Annotated in this window: 16 protein-coding genes; 11 read left to right on the top strand and 5 right to left on the bottom strand. The window is 70.7% G+C overall.

Annotation, left to right across the window (positions count from 1 at the left end; translation table 11 throughout):
• Positions 1 to 144: 144 nt before the first annotated feature.
• The 9 genes from ACK8OR_RS06340 to dtd all read left to right on the top strand — a co-directional run bounded on the left by ACK8OR_RS06340 (position 145) and on the right by dtd (position 7,973).
• Positions 145 to 945 carry a 5-bromo-4-chloroindolyl phosphate hydrolysis family protein gene (locus ACK8OR_RS06340; RefSeq protein ID WP_410188576.1) on the top strand — a complete coding sequence of 267 codons (801 nt, stop codon included), beginning with the start codon at positions 145 to 147 and terminating at the stop codon, positions 943 to 945.
• Between the two features lie 18 nt (positions 946 to 963).
• Positions 964 to 2,157 carry a toxic anion resistance protein gene (locus tag ACK8OR_RS06345; RefSeq protein WP_298434132.1) on the top strand — a complete coding sequence of 398 codons (1,194 nt, stop codon included), beginning with the start codon at positions 964 to 966 and terminating at the stop codon, positions 2,155 to 2,157.
• Between the two features lie 17 nt (positions 2,158 to 2,174).
• Entirely contained in the window at positions 2,175 to 3,107 is a 933-nt protein-coding gene (locus tag ACK8OR_RS06350; protein ID WP_410188577.1) for a DUF2927 domain-containing protein, read from the top strand.
• 20 nt (positions 3,108 to 3,127) lie between these two features.
• The gene (locus ACK8OR_RS06355; protein ID WP_410188578.1) at positions 3,128 to 4,234 is read left to right on the top strand and encodes an SPFH domain-containing protein; all 1,107 of its coding nucleotides are present in this window, start codon (positions 3,128 to 3,130) and stop codon (positions 4,232 to 4,234) included.
• Between the two features lie 81 nt (positions 4,235 to 4,315).
• Positions 4,316 to 4,714, top strand: a complete 399-nt coding sequence (locus ACK8OR_RS06360) for a hypothetical protein (protein WP_410188579.1) — start codon at positions 4,316 to 4,318, stop codon at positions 4,712 to 4,714.
• A complete protein-coding gene (locus tag ACK8OR_RS06365) occupies positions 4,711 to 5,352 on the top strand; it encodes a cytochrome b/b6 domain-containing protein (protein WP_410188580.1) in 642 nt (213 codons plus the stop codon). The genes ACK8OR_RS06360 and ACK8OR_RS06365 overlap by 4 nt, the downstream gene beginning before the upstream one ends.
• A complete protein-coding gene (locus ACK8OR_RS06370; protein WP_410188581.1) occupies positions 5,349 to 6,536 on the top strand; it encodes a primosomal protein N' (replication factor Y) - superfamily II helicase in 1,188 nt (395 codons plus the stop codon). The genes ACK8OR_RS06365 and ACK8OR_RS06370 overlap by 4 nt, the downstream gene beginning before the upstream one ends.
• A 73-nt stretch (positions 6,537 to 6,609) precedes the next feature.
• On the top strand, positions 6,610 to 7,512 hold the full coding sequence (locus tag ACK8OR_RS06375; protein WP_410188582.1) for a carbohydrate kinase family protein: 903 nt from the start codon (positions 6,610 to 6,612) through the stop codon (positions 7,510 to 7,512).
• A gap of 23 nt (positions 7,513 to 7,535) precedes the next feature.
• Positions 7,536 to 7,973: a D-aminoacyl-tRNA deacylase gene (dtd, locus tag ACK8OR_RS06380; protein WP_410188583.1), complete on the top strand. Its 438-nt coding sequence runs from the start codon at positions 7,536 to 7,538 to the stop codon at positions 7,971 to 7,973.
• Positions 7,974 to 8,015: 42 nt separating this feature from the next.
• On the opposite strand, the gene otnK is transcribed toward dtd, so the two are convergent.
• Positions 8,016 to 9,275, bottom strand: coding sequence for a 3-oxo-tetronate kinase (otnK, locus tag ACK8OR_RS06385; RefSeq protein ID WP_410188584.1), 1,260 nt, complete (start codon positions 9,273 to 9,275; stop codon positions 8,016 to 8,018).
• Positions 9,276 to 9,438: 163 nt separating this feature from the next.
• Here otnK and ACK8OR_RS06390 point away from each other — a divergent pair, with 163 nt between their 5' ends.
• On the top strand, positions 9,439 to 10,806 hold the full coding sequence (locus ACK8OR_RS06390; protein ID WP_410188585.1) for an aminotransferase: 1,368 nt from the start codon (positions 9,439 to 9,441) through the stop codon (positions 10,804 to 10,806).
• Here ACK8OR_RS06390 and ACK8OR_RS06395 read toward each other — a convergent pair.
• Positions 10,803 to 11,447: a thermonuclease family protein gene (locus ACK8OR_RS06395; protein ID WP_410188586.1), complete on the bottom strand. Its 645-nt coding sequence runs from the start codon at positions 11,445 to 11,447 to the stop codon at positions 10,803 to 10,805. The two genes, ACK8OR_RS06390 and ACK8OR_RS06395, sit on opposite strands and share 4 nt — an antisense overlap.
• 13 nt (positions 11,448 to 11,460) lie before the next feature.
• Entirely contained in the window at positions 11,461 to 12,336 is an 876-nt protein-coding gene (locus ACK8OR_RS06400; RefSeq protein WP_410188587.1) for an NAD(P)-dependent oxidoreductase, read from the bottom strand.
• Positions 12,337 to 12,407: 71 nt separating this feature from the next.
• Here ACK8OR_RS06400 and ACK8OR_RS06405 point away from each other — a divergent pair, with 71 nt between their 5' ends.
• The gene (locus ACK8OR_RS06405; RefSeq protein WP_410188588.1) at positions 12,408 to 14,867 is read left to right on the top strand and encodes a penicillin acylase family protein; all 2,460 of its coding nucleotides are present in this window, start codon (positions 12,408 to 12,410) and stop codon (positions 14,865 to 14,867) included.
• Between the two features lie 9 nt (positions 14,868 to 14,876).
• Here ACK8OR_RS06405 and ACK8OR_RS06410 read toward each other — a convergent pair whose 3' ends face one another.
• Positions 14,877 to 15,428, bottom strand: a complete 552-nt coding sequence (locus ACK8OR_RS06410; RefSeq protein ID WP_410188589.1) for an RSP_2648 family PIN domain-containing protein — start codon at positions 15,426 to 15,428, stop codon at positions 14,877 to 14,879.
• 7 nt (positions 15,429 to 15,435) lie between these two features.
• Positions 15,436 to 16,632: an RSP_2647 family RNA methyltransferase gene (locus tag ACK8OR_RS06415; protein ID WP_410188590.1), complete on the bottom strand. Its 1,197-nt coding sequence runs from the start codon at positions 16,630 to 16,632 to the stop codon at positions 15,436 to 15,438.
• Positions 16,633 to 16,645: the final 13 nt, after the last annotated feature.

Raw genomic sequence — 16,645 nt, forward strand, 5'->3', positions numbered from 1 at the left:
CTCGCCGTGCTCGTCGCGCTGGCGGGCTCCGGCATGCTCGATGGCGGGGCCCTCTGATCCATGGCGCGACGGTTCGGCGGTGAATTCAGCCCCCAGGGCAAGACGGAACCGGGCGCACCGCCGCCCGCGCCGTTGAAGCCTCCCATGATGGGCCGCGCGCGCACGTCGATCCTGATGGCGCTGGCCGTCATTCCCGTCATCGCCGCCTTCGTCCAGACCGGGGCCATCCCGCTGGCCGTCAACCTTCTGTCCGGGGCCGCGATCTTCGGCTCGGCGATCTTGACCCGCGAAGGGCTCAAGGCCGAGGCGGCCTGGGCCGCGCGCCGCATCGCCCGTCGCCCCGCCGTGCCGCGCAAGATCTTCGGGGCCGTGCTGATCGGCATCGGCGTCGCGCTCGGGGCCATGACGGGCTTCGGCGGCCTCGTCGCGGGCGTCATCTACGGCATAGTGGCGGCGGCGCTGCACCTGGTGTCCTTCGGCCTCGACCCGATGTCCGACAAGGGGATGGAGGGCGTCGACGCCTTCCAGACCGAGCGCGTCGCCCGCACCATCGAGGAAGCCGAGACCCACCTCGCCGCGATGGAGGATGCCGTGTTGCGCGCCAAGGATCGCGAGGCCGAGGCCCGCGTCGCCTCGGTCGCCGCCAAGGCCCGCGCGATGTTCCGCACCGTCGAGGACGACCCCCGCGACCTGACGGCGGCGCGCAAGTTCCTCGGCGTCTACCTGATGGCCGCGCGCGACGCGACGGCCAAGTTCGCCGACCTCTACGCCCAGACGCGGGATGCCGGCGCCAAGACCGAGTATTTCGCCCTTCTGGACGACCTCGAGCGGGGGATGGACGCCAAGCGCGAGACCCTGCTCGTTACCGACCGCACCGACCTCGACGTCGAGATCGAGGTGCTGCGCGACCGCCTGAAACGCGACGGCCTGCCCGTCCGAGACTAGACCAACCGGAGAGACCGCATGGACACGACCACTCGCCAGAAGGCCGCCGAAGACGCATCCGAGATCGCGGCCGTCACCGCCGTCACCCTGCCCGAGCCGGGCGGCGCGATCGTGCCGCTGGACCAGGCGCCCGCCCCCGTCGCGGCCGATATCCGCAAGCGGATGGACGAGCTCGACATGACCGACACCCAGTCGATCATCGAATTCGGCTCGTCGGCGCAGGCCGAGTTGCAGCAGATCAGCCAAGCCATGCTGCAGGACGTCAAGAACAAGGATGTCGGCCCCGCGGGCGATTCCTTGCGCGGCATCGTCAGCACGATCCGCGGCTTTTCCGTCTCCGAGCTGGACGTCCGCCGCAAGCGGTCGTGGTGGGAGAAGCTTCTCGGCCGCGCCGCGCCCTTCTCCAAGTTCGTCAGCCGGTTCGAGGACGTGCAGGGCCAGATCGACAAGGTGACCGACGACCTCCTCAAGCACGAGCATGTGCTCCTCAAGGACATCAAGTCGCTCGACAAGCTCTACGAGAAGACGCTCGATTTCTACGAGGAGCTGGGCCTCTACATCTCGGCGGGCGAGGCCAAGCTGGCCGAGATCGACGCGACCGTGATCCCCGCCAAGGAGGCCGAGGTCGAGGCCGCGCCCGAGGATCAGAAGATGATCCAGAGCCAGGAGCTTCGCGACCTGCGGGCCGCCCGCGACGATCTCGAGCGCCGGGTTCACGACCTCAAGCTGACGCGGCAGGTGACGATGCAGTCCCTGCCCTCGATCCGGCTGGTGCAGGAGAACGACAAGAGCCTCGTCACCAAGATCAACTCGACCCTCGTGAACACGGTCCCGCTGTGGGAGACGCAACTGGCGCAGGCCGTCACCATCCAGCGCTCGCGCGAGGCCGCCGAGGCCGTGCGTGATGCCAACGACCTGACCAACGAGCTCCTGACCTCGAACGCCAAGAACCTGCGCGAAGCGAACTCCGTCGTCCGCCAGGAGATGGAGCGCGGCGTCTTCGACATCGAGGCCGTCCGCCAGGCCAACGAGGACCTCGTGGCGACCATCAACGAAAGCCTCCAGATCGCCGACGAGGGCAAGGCCCGCCGCGCCGCCGCCGAGGAAGAGCTCGAGAAGATGGAGCGCGAATTGCGCGAGACGCTGGCCTCCGCCTCGGCCCGCCGCGATGGCGTGGGCGACAACACGGGCACGTCGGTTCCCACGGCGTGAGGCACGCCCGGTGGATCATGGCGGCGCTTCTCGGCGCCGCCCTCGCGACCTCGGCCTGCCAGCCGGTCGTGACCCCCGTCGACCCGTCGCCGACCCCGACCGCACGCCCCGCCGTACCCGTCTCCAGCGCCGGCCCCTCTGCCGAAAGCCAGGCTGCCGCCGCCTTCTATCGCCGGATCGAACGGCGCCTCTTGACCGAAGGGCTGCTGCGCCGCGACGGCGGGGGCCCCGACACGGCCTATGGCGCGACCGAGCTGGCGCGCAACTTCGAGCGGATCGCGCTGTTCTCCGAATACACGCAGATCGGCGGGCGCTACGTGGCCCAGCAAAGCCGCGCCCAGCTTCGCCGCTGGGAGGGCCCCGTCCGCCTGCAACTCCATTTCGGCGACAGCTCCGATTCCGCCACCCGCGAGCGCGACCGCCTGCGCGTGCGATCCTACGTCGCCCGCCTGCGCCGCCTGACCGGCCACCCGATCAACGTCGTTAACTCGGGCGGCAACTACCATGTCTTCGTCGTCTCGGTGGACGAACAGCGCGGCCTCGGCCCCGCCATCAGCCAGCTGGAGCCCGGTCTCAGTCGCGGCACCGTGCGCGAGATCACCAATCTCGACCGCAACACCTATTGCGCCGTCTACGCCTCCTCGACCGCCGACCAGCCCAACACCTACGTCTCCGCCATCTCGCTGATCCGGTCCGAGCACCCGGACCTCATGCGCCTGTCCTGCTACCATGAGGAGATCGCGCAGGGCCTGGGCCTCGCCAATGACAGTCCCGCGGCACGGCCCTCGATCTTCAACGACGACGAGGAATTCGCGCTCCTGACGACCCATGACGAAGAGCTTCTGACGATGCTCTACGACCCGCGGCTCTCGATCGGCATGAACGCCGCGCAAGCCCGCCCCATCATCCAGCGCATCGCGTCCGAACTCCGGCCCGCCGGCCCGGTCTGACGCGCTCAAGGGAGGTCCCCATGCCCATCTTCGACTTTCTCTCCGGCCAGTTCATCGACGTCATCGAATGGACCGACGACACCCGCGACACGCTCGTCTACCGGTTCGAGCGCCACGGCCACGAGATCAAGTACGGCGCCAAGCTGACCGTCCGCGAGGGACAGGCCGCCGTCTTCGTCCACGAGGGGCAGCTCGCCGACGTCTTCATGCCCGGTCTCTACATGCTCGAGACCAACAACATGCCGATCATGACGACGCTCCAGCACTGGGATCACGGGTTCAAATCGCCCTTCAAGTCCGAGATCTACTTCGTCTCGACCACGCGGATGACCGATCTCAAGTGGGGCACCAAGAACCCGATCACGCTGCGCGACCCCGAGTTCGGCCCGGTCCGCCTGCGCGCCTTCGGGACGTATTCGATCAAGGTCGGCGATCCCGCGAAGTTCATGACCGAGATCGTCGGTACGGATGGCGAGTTCACCCGCGACGAGATCCAGTTCCAGATCCGCAACATGATCGTGCAGGCCGCCTCCCGCGCGCTCGCCGGAAGTCGCATCCCGGTCCTCGACATGGCCGCGAACACCGACGACCTGGGTCGTATCGTGGCCGAGCAGATCAGCGCGACGATCGCCGAGTACGGTCTCACGGTGCCCGAACTCTATATCGAGAACATCTCGCTGCCGCCCGCCGTCGAGGCGGCACTCGACAAGCGCACGTCGATGGGGGTGCTGGGCGATCTCGACCGTTACCGCGACTTCGCCACCTCCGAGGCGATGCAGACCGCCGCCGCCACGCCGAATTCGGGCATGGGCGCGGGGCTTGGCATGGGGATGGGTATGGGCATGGCGCAGCGGATGGCCAATCCCGGCCCCTGGGGCGCGGCGCCTGCCGCAGCCGCACCGCCGCCGCCCCCGCCGGTCGAGCATGTCTGGCACATCGCCGAGAACGGGGCGACGAAGGGCCCGTTCTCCAAGGCGCGGCTCGGACGGATGGTCGTCGATGGCGAGGTCACGCGCGAGACGCTGGTCTGGACCCAAGGGCAGGACGGCTGGATGACCGCCGAGGACGTGACCGAGCTGGCGCAGCTCTTCACCGTTATGCCCCCGCCCCCGCCCCCCGCGGGCTGAGGACATGCGGGACGCCATCTTTCCCGACGCCCCGGCCAAGGCGACGCGGCGCACCGGCATCCACCCGGCGGTGCACACCGCATGAGCCGGGGCCCGGCCGCCCTCCGCCCCGTGGTGATGGCGCTGCACTGGACGGCGCTGATCGCGATGGTGGCCTGGCTCTTCGGGGCGCTGCCGAGCTGGGCGCTGGCCCTCCACGCGCTCGGCTGGGGCGCGATCACCGCCGTCTTCGGCCTGCGCGGCAGCCCCTCGCCCGCGCTCAAGGGCGCGCTCCGGCGCGCCGCGCATCTCGCCCACGCGGTCCTCCTCGCGCTCTACGGTCTCGCGGCACTTGCGGCCGCGCTCGATCTCGCCGCCGCGCGCGGCCTCGTGCTCGCCACGCTCGCCGCCGCCGCCCTCCACGCCGTATTCAACCTCTGGCGCGCCTCCGTCCTCGGCGACGGCGCGCTCCGCCGCATCACGCCGAAGGTGCTGCATTGACTCGCGCACCCCACCCGTCCTCTGGCCCGAAATACCTTCGGGGGTTCTCCAAGGGGGCGGACGGCCCCCTTGGGCGGGGGAGCGCGAGGGGGCGGGCCCCCTCGCCCCGCTTCACCCGCCGCACCTGGCTGAAGCTGATCCACTGGACGACGGTCCCGTTCTTTGTCTGGTTCCTCCTCGTCACCCCCGCCCATGTCGCATCATGGGGCTGGGCGTGGGTCGAGCTGCACTCGGTCTTCGGCCTGGTCTTCGTCAGCCTCGCCCTGATCTGGACGGCCGATCTCGTGATCCGCGGCCTCGCATCGCGCCCCGGCCCGAAGCTCACCGGCGCCGCCCGCGCCATCCACCGCCCCCTCCATCTCGCGTTGATCTGGGGCCTCTTTGGGGTGGCCTTCACGGGCTTCCTCCTCGGGCTCACGGCCAGCCGGACGCTCTTCGCGGGCACCGTCCTGCCCATCGCGCCGCCCCTCGGCCTGCCCGAGGCCAACCGCTGGGCCGGCACGCTGCACACGGTCGAGTTCTACGCCGTGGCCGCCATCGCCGCGGTCCACGTCGCCTATCACCTCTGGCGCCATATCCGCCTGCGCGACAACGCGCTCAGGATCATGGTCCCCCGCGCCCTACATCGGTTCCTATGAAGATCCCGACCGTTCGCGGCGCCCCGCGCCCGCCTGAAATCCCAAAGACCGAAGAGCATCGCTTCCCCTGCGACAATTGCGGCGGCGACATGCGCTTCGATCCCGGCGGCGACCGGATGATCTGCGACCATTGCGGCAATATCGAAGGCTTGGGCCGGGCCAGCCCCGCCGCCATCCGCGAGATCGACATCCGCGCGGGCCTCGACCGCGGCGGCGCCGAGACCGAGGAGACGCGCGTCCTCTCCTGTCCGAACTGCGGCGCGCAGGTCGAGTTCGACCCCGCCATCCACGCCGCCGAATGCCCGTTCTGCGCCACGCCCGTGGTCACCGATACCGGCACCAACCGGCATATCAAGCCCGCCGCCCTCGTGCCCTTCGGCCTCGACGAAGCCACCGCCCACGCGGCGATGAACGACTGGCTGGGCTCGCTCTGGTTCGCGCCGAACGGCCTTCAGAAATACGCTCGCAAGGGCCGCAAGATGTCGGGCGTCTACGTCCCCTACTGGACCTTCGACGCCCAGACCGACAGCGCCTATGCCGGTCATCGGGGTGACACCTACTACGTACGACAAACCGTCATGCGCGACGGCAAGCCCGTCTCGGTGCAGGTGCCCAAGATCCGCTGGACGCCCAAGCGGGGGCGCGTCCGGCGCTTCTTCGACGACATGACGATCCTTGCCTCGACCTCGCTGCCCAAGCGCCACACCGACGCGCTGGAGCCCTGGGATCTCTCCGCACTCGCGCCCTACGCGCCCCAGTTCCTCGCAGGCTTCCGGGCCGAAGCCTACCGCGTCGAACTCGAGGATGGCCTGACCGAGGCCCGCGCCCGCATGGATGCCGTCATCGCGCGCGACGTGCGGATGGATATCGGCGGCGACCAGCAGCGGATCACCTCGATCGACACGCGCTTGTCCAACGTGACCTTCAAACATGTCCTGCTGCCCGTCTGGGTCGCGGCCTACAAGTATCGCGGCCAGTCCTTCCGCTTCGTGGTCAACGGCCAATCGGGCCGCGTCCAGGGCGAGCGGCCCTATTCCAAGTGGAAGATCGCGCTCGCCGTCATCGCCGCGCTGATCGTCGCGGCCATCGCGCTCTTCATCTATGCGGCGGCCGAGGGCGGCGGCATCTCGACCGGGGGCCTCTCGCTGCCATCGGGTGGCGGCGCGGGCTGGCTGTCGGAGTGACCGGCAATCCGGTTGGCCCCGGCGCGCGGGGGGCCTAGGGTCCGCGCGGATGACACGGACGGGAGGCCGAGGGATGATCCTCTGCGCGGGCGAGGCCCTGATCGACATGCTGCCGCGCGAGACGGCGGACGGGCCGGGCTTCTACCCGGCCACCGGCGGCGCGGTGTTCAACACGGCCATCGCCCTCGGGCGGCTCGGCGCGCCCGTGGGCCTGCATACCGGGCTCTCGACCGATCTCTTCGGGGCGCGGCTGGGCGAGGCACTCGCGGCCTCGGGCGTCACCGACCGCACGGCGCGGTCGGATCGGCCCACCACGCTGGCCTTCGTGACCCTGACCGACGGACAGGCGCAATACGCCTTCTACGACGAGGGGACGGCGGGGCGGATGCTCTCGCCCGTGGACGCGCCCGACATGCGTGGCGTCACGGCGCTCTTCGTCGGCGGCATCAGTCTCGCGGTCGAGCCGTCGGCTCAGGCCTACGAGGGGCTCGCCCTCGGGCACCAGAACCTGCCCCTGATGATCGACCCGAACATCCGCCCCGACTTCATCGCCAACCCCGTTACCTACCGCGCGCGGCTCGACCGACTGCTTGGCGCCGCCGACATCGTCAAGCTCTCGGACGAGGACATGGCCTGGCTCGGAACCGATCCGGGCGAGGTCTTGGCCCGTGGCGCGCGCGTCGTCCTGCTGACCGAAGGGGCGAAGGGCGCGACCGCGATCACTGCGGAAGGCGAGATCCACGTCTCCGCCATCCGGGCCGAGGTCGTCGACACCGTCGGCGCGGGCGACACGTTCAACGCGGGCGTCCTCGCCGGGCTGCACCGCGCGGGCGCCTTGGCCAAGTCGACCCCCGACGCGGACGCCTTGCGCGCCGCGCTGGAGCTGGGCGTCGCCGCCGCCGCGATCACCGTCGCGCGGGCCGGGGCGAACCCGCCCTGGGCCGAGGAACTGGACCTCGCCGATGCCGAGAGCTGAGGTCTGGCGATGAAGGCCCCCGCATGAAAGCTCTCGTCCAGCGCGTCACCGAGGCACGGGTCGAAATCGACGGCGCCGTCTCCGGGCGCTGCGGCCCCGGTCTCATGATCCTCGTGTGCGCCATGCAGGGCGACGCCGAGGCCAATGCCGATGCGCTCGCCGGCCGCATCGCCAAGCTGCGGATCTTCCGCGACGATGACGGGCGCATGAACCGCTCGCTCCTCGACACCGGCGGCGGCGCGCTCGTGGTCAGCCAGTTCACGCTCTCCGCCGACACGTCGCGCGGCAACCGCCCCGGCTTCTCCGCGGCCGCCCCGCCCGATTTGGGCGAACATCTCTACGAGCATTTCGTCACGGCCCTGCGGGCCGAGGGCGTCACGGTCGAGACCGGCCGCTTCGGCGCCGACATGGCGGTGCACCTGGTCAATGATGGCCCGGTGACGATTCCGATCGAGCGTTAAGGCGCGGGTCCGATCCCGCGCTGGGGCAGGCGCCGGGGCGCATCACTCGGCGGCCGCGGCCCCCGTCTCCAGCATCTCGAACGCCTCCGCGAAGAACCGCTCCGAGCCGAAATTCCCCGATTTCAGAGCCAGCGCCGTGTCGTCATCCGTAAAGCACCACGGCACGCCGGGCGCGATCTCGGGGCCGATCCGCAGGCTTTCGACCGCCAGGGCGCGCGTCACGGCGCCCGAGGTCTCGCCGCCCGCGACGACGATCCGGCCCACGCCCATCTCGCGGGCGTCGCGGGCCAATTGCGCCAGCGCATCCTCGACCAGCGTGCCCGCGCGGACCACGCCCAGCGCCTCCTGCGCGGCGGCCACGGCCTTCGGCTCGGCGGTGGCGAACAGGATCTTCGGTGCATCGACGGCCTGCGTCGCCAACCACGCGCGCGCCGCCTCGAGCCCGCCCTTCGCCAGCTCCATCGGGTCCAGCCGGTAGCCCGCCGCGCCCGCGTCGATATAGGCCCCCACCTGCGCGCGGGTCATCGCCGAGCAGGAGCCCGACAGCACCACCTGTCCGCCCCCGGCCTTCGGCAGGTCGGCGGGCGACGCCAGCCCCGCGCCCGCGTCGCGCCAGAGCGCTGGCAGCGGTTGCGCGATGGCCGAGCCACCGCAGATCAGGTCCGCGCCCTGCACCGCCTCGGCGATCACGGCGAGGTCGTCGCCTTCGACCGCGTCCACCACCACGTGCCCGCGCAGGTCGTCCAGCGCCGCGCGCACCGCCGCCGCCCCCGCCCGCACGGTCGGAAAGGCGATCAGCCCGGTCTCGCGCGCGACCTGTGGGGCCAGCAGCCGCTCGAGCGACGAATCCTTCATCGGGGTCAGCGGGTGATCCTTCATCGGGCTTTCGTGCAGCGGAAGCTCGCCCACGTAGAGATGCCCCATGAACACGCGCCGCCCGTTCTCGGGGAAGGCCGGACAGTGGATCGCCCGGTCGAGCCCCAGATCCGACATCAGCGCCTCGGCCACCGGGCCGATATTGCCGCGCGGCGTCGAGTCGAAGGTCGAGCAATATTTCCAGAAGATCCGCTCGGCCCCCTGCGCGCGCAGCCAGCGGAGCGCCGCCCGCGCCTCGGCCACGGCATCCTCGGGCGGGACGGTCCGGATCTTCAGCGCGATGACCTCGAAGGCCGTCGCCTCGGTCGGGCCCTCGGGCACGCCGATCCGAAGGGTGACGGCCACGCCCGCGCGCGACAACATCGCGGCGAGGTCGGTCGCCCCGGTGAAATCGTCTGCGATCGCTCCAAAAAACGTGGATGACATGGCGGACCTCCCGGGGTCCGATCCTGACGGGCGCGCCAAGCCATTGAAAGCGCGCGCCCCTCCGGCGGCGCCCTTTCCGGCCAGATGGTGCAGGAAGGTCGCGGATGGACGGCGCGAAGGCGCGGGCGTAGCGTCGCGCAGACCCTTTGCGAACGGTGATCCCATGCCCGACACGACCCTGCCGAACTCTTGGGACGCGCGCGCCCGCGCCCACAGCTTCTTCGGCTTCACCGACCTGCCCTCGATCGAGGCGCGTGGCACCGTCGTCGTCACCCATGGCGAAGGCCCCTACGTCATCGACACCGAGGGGCGGCGCTATCTCGACGCCAATTCCGGGCTCTGGAACATGATCGCGGGCTTCGACGACCTCGACCTCATCCGCGCCGCGCAGGACCAATACGCGAAGTTTCCCGGCTACCACGCGTTCTTCGGCCGCATGGCCGACACCACGGTCGAGCTGTCGGAAAAGCTCGCGGCGGTCGCGCCGTTCGACGGGGCGAAGACCTTCTACACGAACTCGGGATCCGAGGCGAACGACACCATGGTCAAGATGCTGTGGTTCCTCCACGGCGCCGAGGGCCGCCCCCAGCGCCGCAAGATCCTGACCCGCTTGAATGCCTATCACGGCGTCACCGCCGTTTCGGCGTCGATGACGGGCAAGCCCTATAACTCGGTCTTCGGCCTCCCGCTGCCCGGCTTCGTCCACCTGACCTGCCCGCATTACTGGCGCGAGGGGGGCGAGGGCGAGAGCGAGGCTCAGTTCACCGCCCGCCTCGCCGCGGAGCTGGAGGAGGTGATCGCCCGCGAAGGCGCCGACACCATCGCCGGGTTCTTCGCCGAGCCGGTGCAGGGCGCGGGCGGCGTCATCCCGCCCTCCGAGGGCTATTTCGACGCGATCCTTCCCATCCTGCGCGCCCACGACATCCCCGTCATCGCCGACGAGGTCATCACCGGCTTCGGGCGGACTGGCGAGATGTGGGGCTGCCAGACCTACGGCTTCACGCCCGATGCCATCATCGCGTCCAAGGCCCTGACGGCGGGCTATTTTCCCATGGGCGCCGTCATCCTCGGCCCCGAGCTGGGCGACCGGTTGCAACGCGCCACCGACGCCATCGAGGAGTTCCCCCACGGCTTCACCGCCTCGGGCCATCCGGTCGGCTGCGCCGTCGCCCTGAAGGCGATCGAGCTGGTCGAGGGCGGGCTTCTCGACAACGTCCGACGACTGACCCCCGCCTTCGAGGCGGGTCTCGCCCGGCTGGCCGAGCACGAGCATATCGGCGAATGGCGGGGCAAGGGCCTGATGGGCGCGCTGGAGGCGGTCAAGGACAAAGCCACGAAGACGCCCTGGGACGGCGATCTCTCGGTGTCCGAGCGCATCGCCAACACCTGCACCGATCACGGCCTAATCTGCCGTCCGCTGGGCCAGAGCATCGTCCTCTGCCCGCCCTTCATCACCACCGACGACCAGATGGACGAGATGTTCGACAAGCTGGGCTCGGCCCTCGACGAGGTCTTCGCAGGGCTGAGCTAGGGCGCGCTCTTCGCCTGTTTGGCCCGGATGTAGCGCAGCTTGCGGCGCAACTCCGGGCTCTCCAGCCGCGCAAACGCGCCGCCCGAGAAGACTGGCCAATCCAGCGCCAGGCCCCGGCGGACCAGCTCGCCCGCGATGTCCTCGTCGTCGTCGCGGTAGCACCGCGCGACGTAGCGGGCATAGGTCGTCTCGCCCGTCAGGACGGCGGTGATCACCCGCCCCTTGCAGATGTCAATCATGGCCAATTTCGCCTCCTGCCCCCAGGGCTCGTCAAGCTCGGGCGCGTCAATGCCCCAGAGCCGCAACCGCACCCGCCCCATGATGATGGTGTCGCCATCGATGACACGTACCCGCCCCCGCAACTCCCGTCCGGCGATGGGATGGGGCAGCGGATGGGGCCGCGGCCCCGCATCGGGGGACGGGACTGGCCGGGTGCCGCGTCGCGTCCGATGTGGAAAGTCGCGCGGCTCGCGCCAGATGGCCGGGTCGTCGCGGACGGGCGGGCGCTTCGGGAACCGGCCGGGCCGGGCCGCGCGCCGGCCGGGCGACCGCATCGACGCCCCCGCGACCTTCGCCACGAGCAGGATGATGCCGCCCAAGGCGAAGAACAGGATGACCGCAGAGGCGCCGTCGCCGTCCATCGCGCGCCCGGGATCAGTCGGCCAGCTTGTTCAGCCGCGCCACGAGGCTCGAAGTGTCCCAGCGGCCGCCGCCCATCGCCTGCACGTCCTTGTAATACTGGTCGATCAGCGCCGTGCCCGGCAGGGTCGCGCCGATATTCTCGGCCTCCGACAAGCAGATCCCAAGGTCCTTGCGCATCCAGTCCACCGCAAACCCGTGCTCGAATTCGCCGTCGAGCATGGTCTCGTGTCGGTTCACCATCTGCCACGATCCGGCGGCGCCGCCCTGGATCACGTCGATCACCGCGCGTCCGTCGAGCCCCGCCTTCTGGGCGAATGAGATCCCTTCCGAGAGACCCTGCAGGAGTCCCGCGATGCAGATCTGGTTCACCATCTTCGTCAGCTGGCCCGCGCCCACATCGCCCATGCGGCGCGACTGCTTGGCATAGGCCGCCATCACCGGTTCGGCGCGGTCGTAATCGGCCTCGGCCCCGCCGCACATGATGACGAGCTGGCCGTTCTCGGCCCCCGCCTGCCCGCCCGAAACCGGTGCGTCGACATAGGCGATCCCGGCCGCCGCCGCCGCCTCGGCCAATTCGCGCGTGACCTCGGCCGAGACGGTCGTGTGATCCACGAAGACCGTGCCCTCGTCCATGCCCGCGAAAGCCCCATCCTCGCCCAGGCAGACCGAGCGGAGGTCGTCGTCGTTCCCGACGCAGGCCATGACCATCTCCGCGCCTTCGGCCGCCGCGCGCGGCGTCTCGCCGTGGCCGCCACCATGCTCGGACGCCCAGGCCTCGGCCTTGGCGCCAGTCCGGTTGTAGACCGTGACGTCGTGCCCCGCGCGGGCCAGGTGCCCGGCCATCGGCCCGCCCATCACGCCCAGTCCCAGAAATGCCAGCTTCGCCATGGGGCCACCCTTTCATCCGGTTGTAGGCGGGGTTAGACCGCCCGTGGGTCAAGGGGTCAACAGGGGTCTGGATGGAACGCGCCTTTCGATGGACGGTCCGCATCGTGGCAGCGGTGCTGCTGGTGGCGGGCCTCTCGGTCGTCGCGGTCCTCTGGCTCGCGTCGCGCAGCCTGCCCGATTACGACCGCACCGAGACGGTCCGCGGGATCGACGCCCCGGTCGAGATCGTGCGCAACACCCACAACGTGCCCCACATCTTCGGCACGGGCGACGCGGACGTGTTCTTCGGCCTCGGCTATGCCCATGCGCAGGATCGCCTCTGGCAGATGACGCTACTGCGGCGCACCGCGCAGGGACGCCTCTCGGAGGTGTTCGGCAACCGCACGCTGCGCACCGACGAGCTGATGCGCCGCCTCGGAATCTACCGCGCCGCCACCGCCAGCGTCGCGGCCCAGGACCCCGAGACGATGGCGATGCTGCGCGCCTATGCCGCCGGGGTAAATGCCCGCATCTCCGTCGTGAACCGCGACGCCTCGGGGCGGGGCGCGCCCGAGTTCTTCCTCTTTGAGCCGCAGATCGCCCCGTGGCAGCCCGCCGACAGCATCGCCATCGTCAAGCTGATGGCGCTGCAGCTTTCGGGCCACCTGACCGAGGAGGTGCGGCGCGCCCGCGCCTCGCTGATCCTGCCCGACGAGCGTCTCGCCGATCTGCATCCGGACATCCCCGGCAGCGGGACGGTCGTCCTCGCGGGGATGCGCAACCTCTTCCCGACGCTCGCGCCGACGCAATTCGCCGCCGCCGCGACGCCCGATCTCTGGCCCGTCGCACCCAGCGGGCTGGCGGGCGCGTCCAATGCCTTCGCGATCGCCCCCGACCGCGCGGCCGCGGGCGCCGCACTCCTGGCCAACGACCCGCACTTAGGTCTGTCGGCGCCGACGCTTTGGTATCTCGCGCGGCTGGAGCTCGAGACCGGCGGCGTCATTGGCGGCACCATCCCTGGCATGCCCATCGTCCTCGTGGGGCGGTCGGAGCGGATCGGCTGGGGCCTCACCTCGACCTATATCGACGACCAGGACGTGATGATCGAGCGGCTGAACCCCGACGACCCGACCCAATACGAGACCCCCGACGGCTGGGCCGCGTTCGAGACCGAGCGCTCCATCGTCTCGATCAAGGACGCGAGCCCCGTCACCCTGACCCTGCGCCGCACCGAGAACGGCCCCGTCCTGACGGCGGGCCAGTTCGACCTCGGGACGATCACGCCGCGCGGTCATGTCGCCGCCCTCGCCTGGACGGGCCTCTCGCCCGAGGACACCTCGATGCGTTCGGGCTTCGAGATCATGCGCGCCGAGACGCTCGACGACGCGCTCGACGCCGCCCGGCACTTCATCGCCCCCGCCCAGAACCTGATGCTGACCGACGGCACCCGCACCGCGATGACGATCATGGGACGCCAGCCCGATCGCGACGCACGCCACCAGTCGCAGGGCCGCATCCCCGCGCCCGGCTGGCTGGGGGCGAACCGCTGGGCCGGCCTGAAGCCCGCAGACGCTAATCCCGTCTGGGAGACGCCCGAGAGCGGTCTTCTGGGCAACACCAACAACAAGATCGTCGACCGCCCCTTCCCCGACCATGTCAGCCACTACTGGGGCGACAGCCAGCGGGTGCAGCGGATGTCCCGCCTCCTGCAGGCCCGCGAGGTGCATACCCGCGAGAGCCTGATCGAGGCGCAGCTCGATTCCGTTTCGATCACGGCCCGCGCGCTCTTGCCGCTGGTCGGACGCGACCTGTGGTTCACCGGCGAATCCGCGCCCGGCGGCACCCCCGAGCGTCGCCGCCAGACCGCGTTGCAGCTTCTCGCCGCGTGGAACGGCGAGATGTCCGAGCACCTGCCCGAGCCCCTGATCTACGCCGCCTGGATGCGCGCGCTGCAGGACCGGCTGATCCGCGACGAACTCGGCCCGCTCGCCAACGAATACGGACGCGTCCAGCCCCTCTTCATCGAGCGGGTGTTCCGCGATATCGGCGGCGCCGGAACCTGGTGCGATATCATCCAGTCCACCGCCGTCGAGACCTGCACCATGGTCGCACGGCTGGCGCTGGACGACGCGCTGCAATGGCTCGACGACCGCTACGGTGCCCGCGTCGAGACCTGGCGCTGGGGCGACGCGCACGAGGCGCGGCACGATCACCCCGTGCTGGGCGATATCCCCCTGCTGGGCGCGATCGTCAACATCCGGCAAAGCACCTCGGGCGGCGACCACACGCTTCAACGGGGCCGCACCTCGGGTGAGGATCCCGATCCCTTCACCAACGTCCATGCCGCCACCTATCGCGGCGTTTACGACTTCGCCGACCCCGAAAGCAGCGTCTTCATCACCTCGACGGGGCAATCCGGCCACCCGCTCTCGCGGCATTACGACGACCTGGGCGAGCTTTGGCGGCGCGGCGAATACATCCCCATGACCCTCGATCCCGACCTCGCGCGGGCCGGGGCCGTGGGCGTCACCACCCTGCGCCCCGCGCCCTAGGCTACGGACCTAGCCCACGCCGTCCGCGCCAAGCGCCTTGCCCAGCCGCGGCAGGCGCGCGCGCTTGAGAAGCGGCCGGAGCGGCATCGCCTCGCCCGACAGGCGCGCGGCTTCGGCCCGGACCGCCTCGACCGCCGCGCCGACGAGGTCCCCGTCGCGCAGCCACAGGTCCATCAGGAATGCGTCGGGCGGCTGCAGCGCGATCCCCTCGGCCGAAACATCTCGCCGTGGAAAGTCCCTGAGGTTCAGCGTCACCAGCACATCCGCCCCCGCATCCGACGCCGCCGCCAGCACGTGGACGTCGTTCGGATCGGGGAGCCACAGCCGCGCCTCGGTCGCCGCCCCCGGCCGCACCTCGGCCCCCGGAAAGGCCGCCCGGAGGGTCGCGATCTCACTCCGCGCGATGGCCTCGCCATCGGGCAGCTTCCGCGCCGCACGCGCCCATTCCTCCAGCACGCGCGGCGACCAGAGCGGCTGGTAGAGCCCCGCCCGCGCTACCCCGACCAGGATCTCGCGCAGGACCGTCGGGTAGAGCACGCAGGCGTCGAGAAAGACCTTCACGCAGTCCTCAATCCAGCATCCGAAAGGTCAGCGCCTTGAGATAGCCGCTCTCGGCCAGCTGCGGATGGACCGGGTGATCCGGCCCCGCGAAGCCCGTGTGGATCAGCTGCGCCATGCGCCCGGCCCGCCCGATCCCCCGGATCGAGGCCGCGCGGAACTTCGACAGCTCGGCGGCATGGCTGCACGAGCAGACCGTGAGATAGCCGCCCGGCGCGACCAATGGCGCGGCCAACCGCGCGACCCGCTCATAGGCGCGCAGGCCCGCCGTCAACGCGGGCTTGGCGGGCGCGAAGGCGGGCGGGTCGGCCACGACGATCCCGAACCGCGCGCCCTCGGTCGCGAGCGCGGCCATGACGTCGAACGCATCGCCCCGGCGGGTCGCGAACCGGTCCGACGCCCCCATCGCCCCAGCCCCCTGCTCGGCCAAGGTCAGCGCGGGGGCCGATCCGTCGACCGCCAGTGCCGACGCGGCCCCGCCCGCCAGCGCCGCCAGCCCGAAGCCGCCGACATGGGCGAAGACATCCAGCACCGATGCGCCCCGCGCCAGACCGGCCACCAGCGCGTGGTTCGGCCGCTGATCGTAGAACAGCCCCGTCTTCTGACCGCCGGCTAGATCCGCCAGGTAGATCGCGCCGTTCATCGGCACCTCGACCGGCGCGTCCAGCCCGCCCCGGAGCCAGCGCGTCTCGCCCTCGAGTCCCTCGGCCGTCCGCGCCCGCCCGCTTGCGTTCAACAGGATATGGGCCATCCCCATCCCGGCGAGCGCGTCGGCGAATGCCTCGATCCGCGCATCGGCCCAGGCCGCGTTGGGCTGGATGACGCAGGCCGCGCCGAAGCGGTCGATCACCACGCCAGGCAGGCCGTCCGCCTCGGCATGGACCAGCCGGTAGAACGGGGCGTCATAGGCGCGCGCCCGGTGGGCCAGCGCGCGTGCCAGCCGCGCGGCGATCCAGGCGCCGTCGATCTCGGCGGCGGGATCGGGATCGAGCATCCGGGCCCCGATCCGCGAGGCGGGTGTCACCGCGACCGAACCCAGCGGCAGCCGCTCGGCATCCTCGAGCACGGCGATCGTGCCGGGGGCCAGCCCCCGCGTGCGGCGGTCGAGCACGAGGTCGTCGGTGAAGACCCACGGATGCCCGTGGCGGATGCGGCGGGCATCGGCGCGGGGCTTCAGGCGGATCACGGGGCGCGGGGTGTCTGTCATGCCCCGCCTCTAG

This window comes from Jannaschia halovivens (assembly GCF_046452375.1).
Classification (GTDB): domain Bacteria; phylum Pseudomonadota; class Alphaproteobacteria; order Rhodobacterales; family Rhodobacteraceae; genus Jannaschia; species Jannaschia halovivens.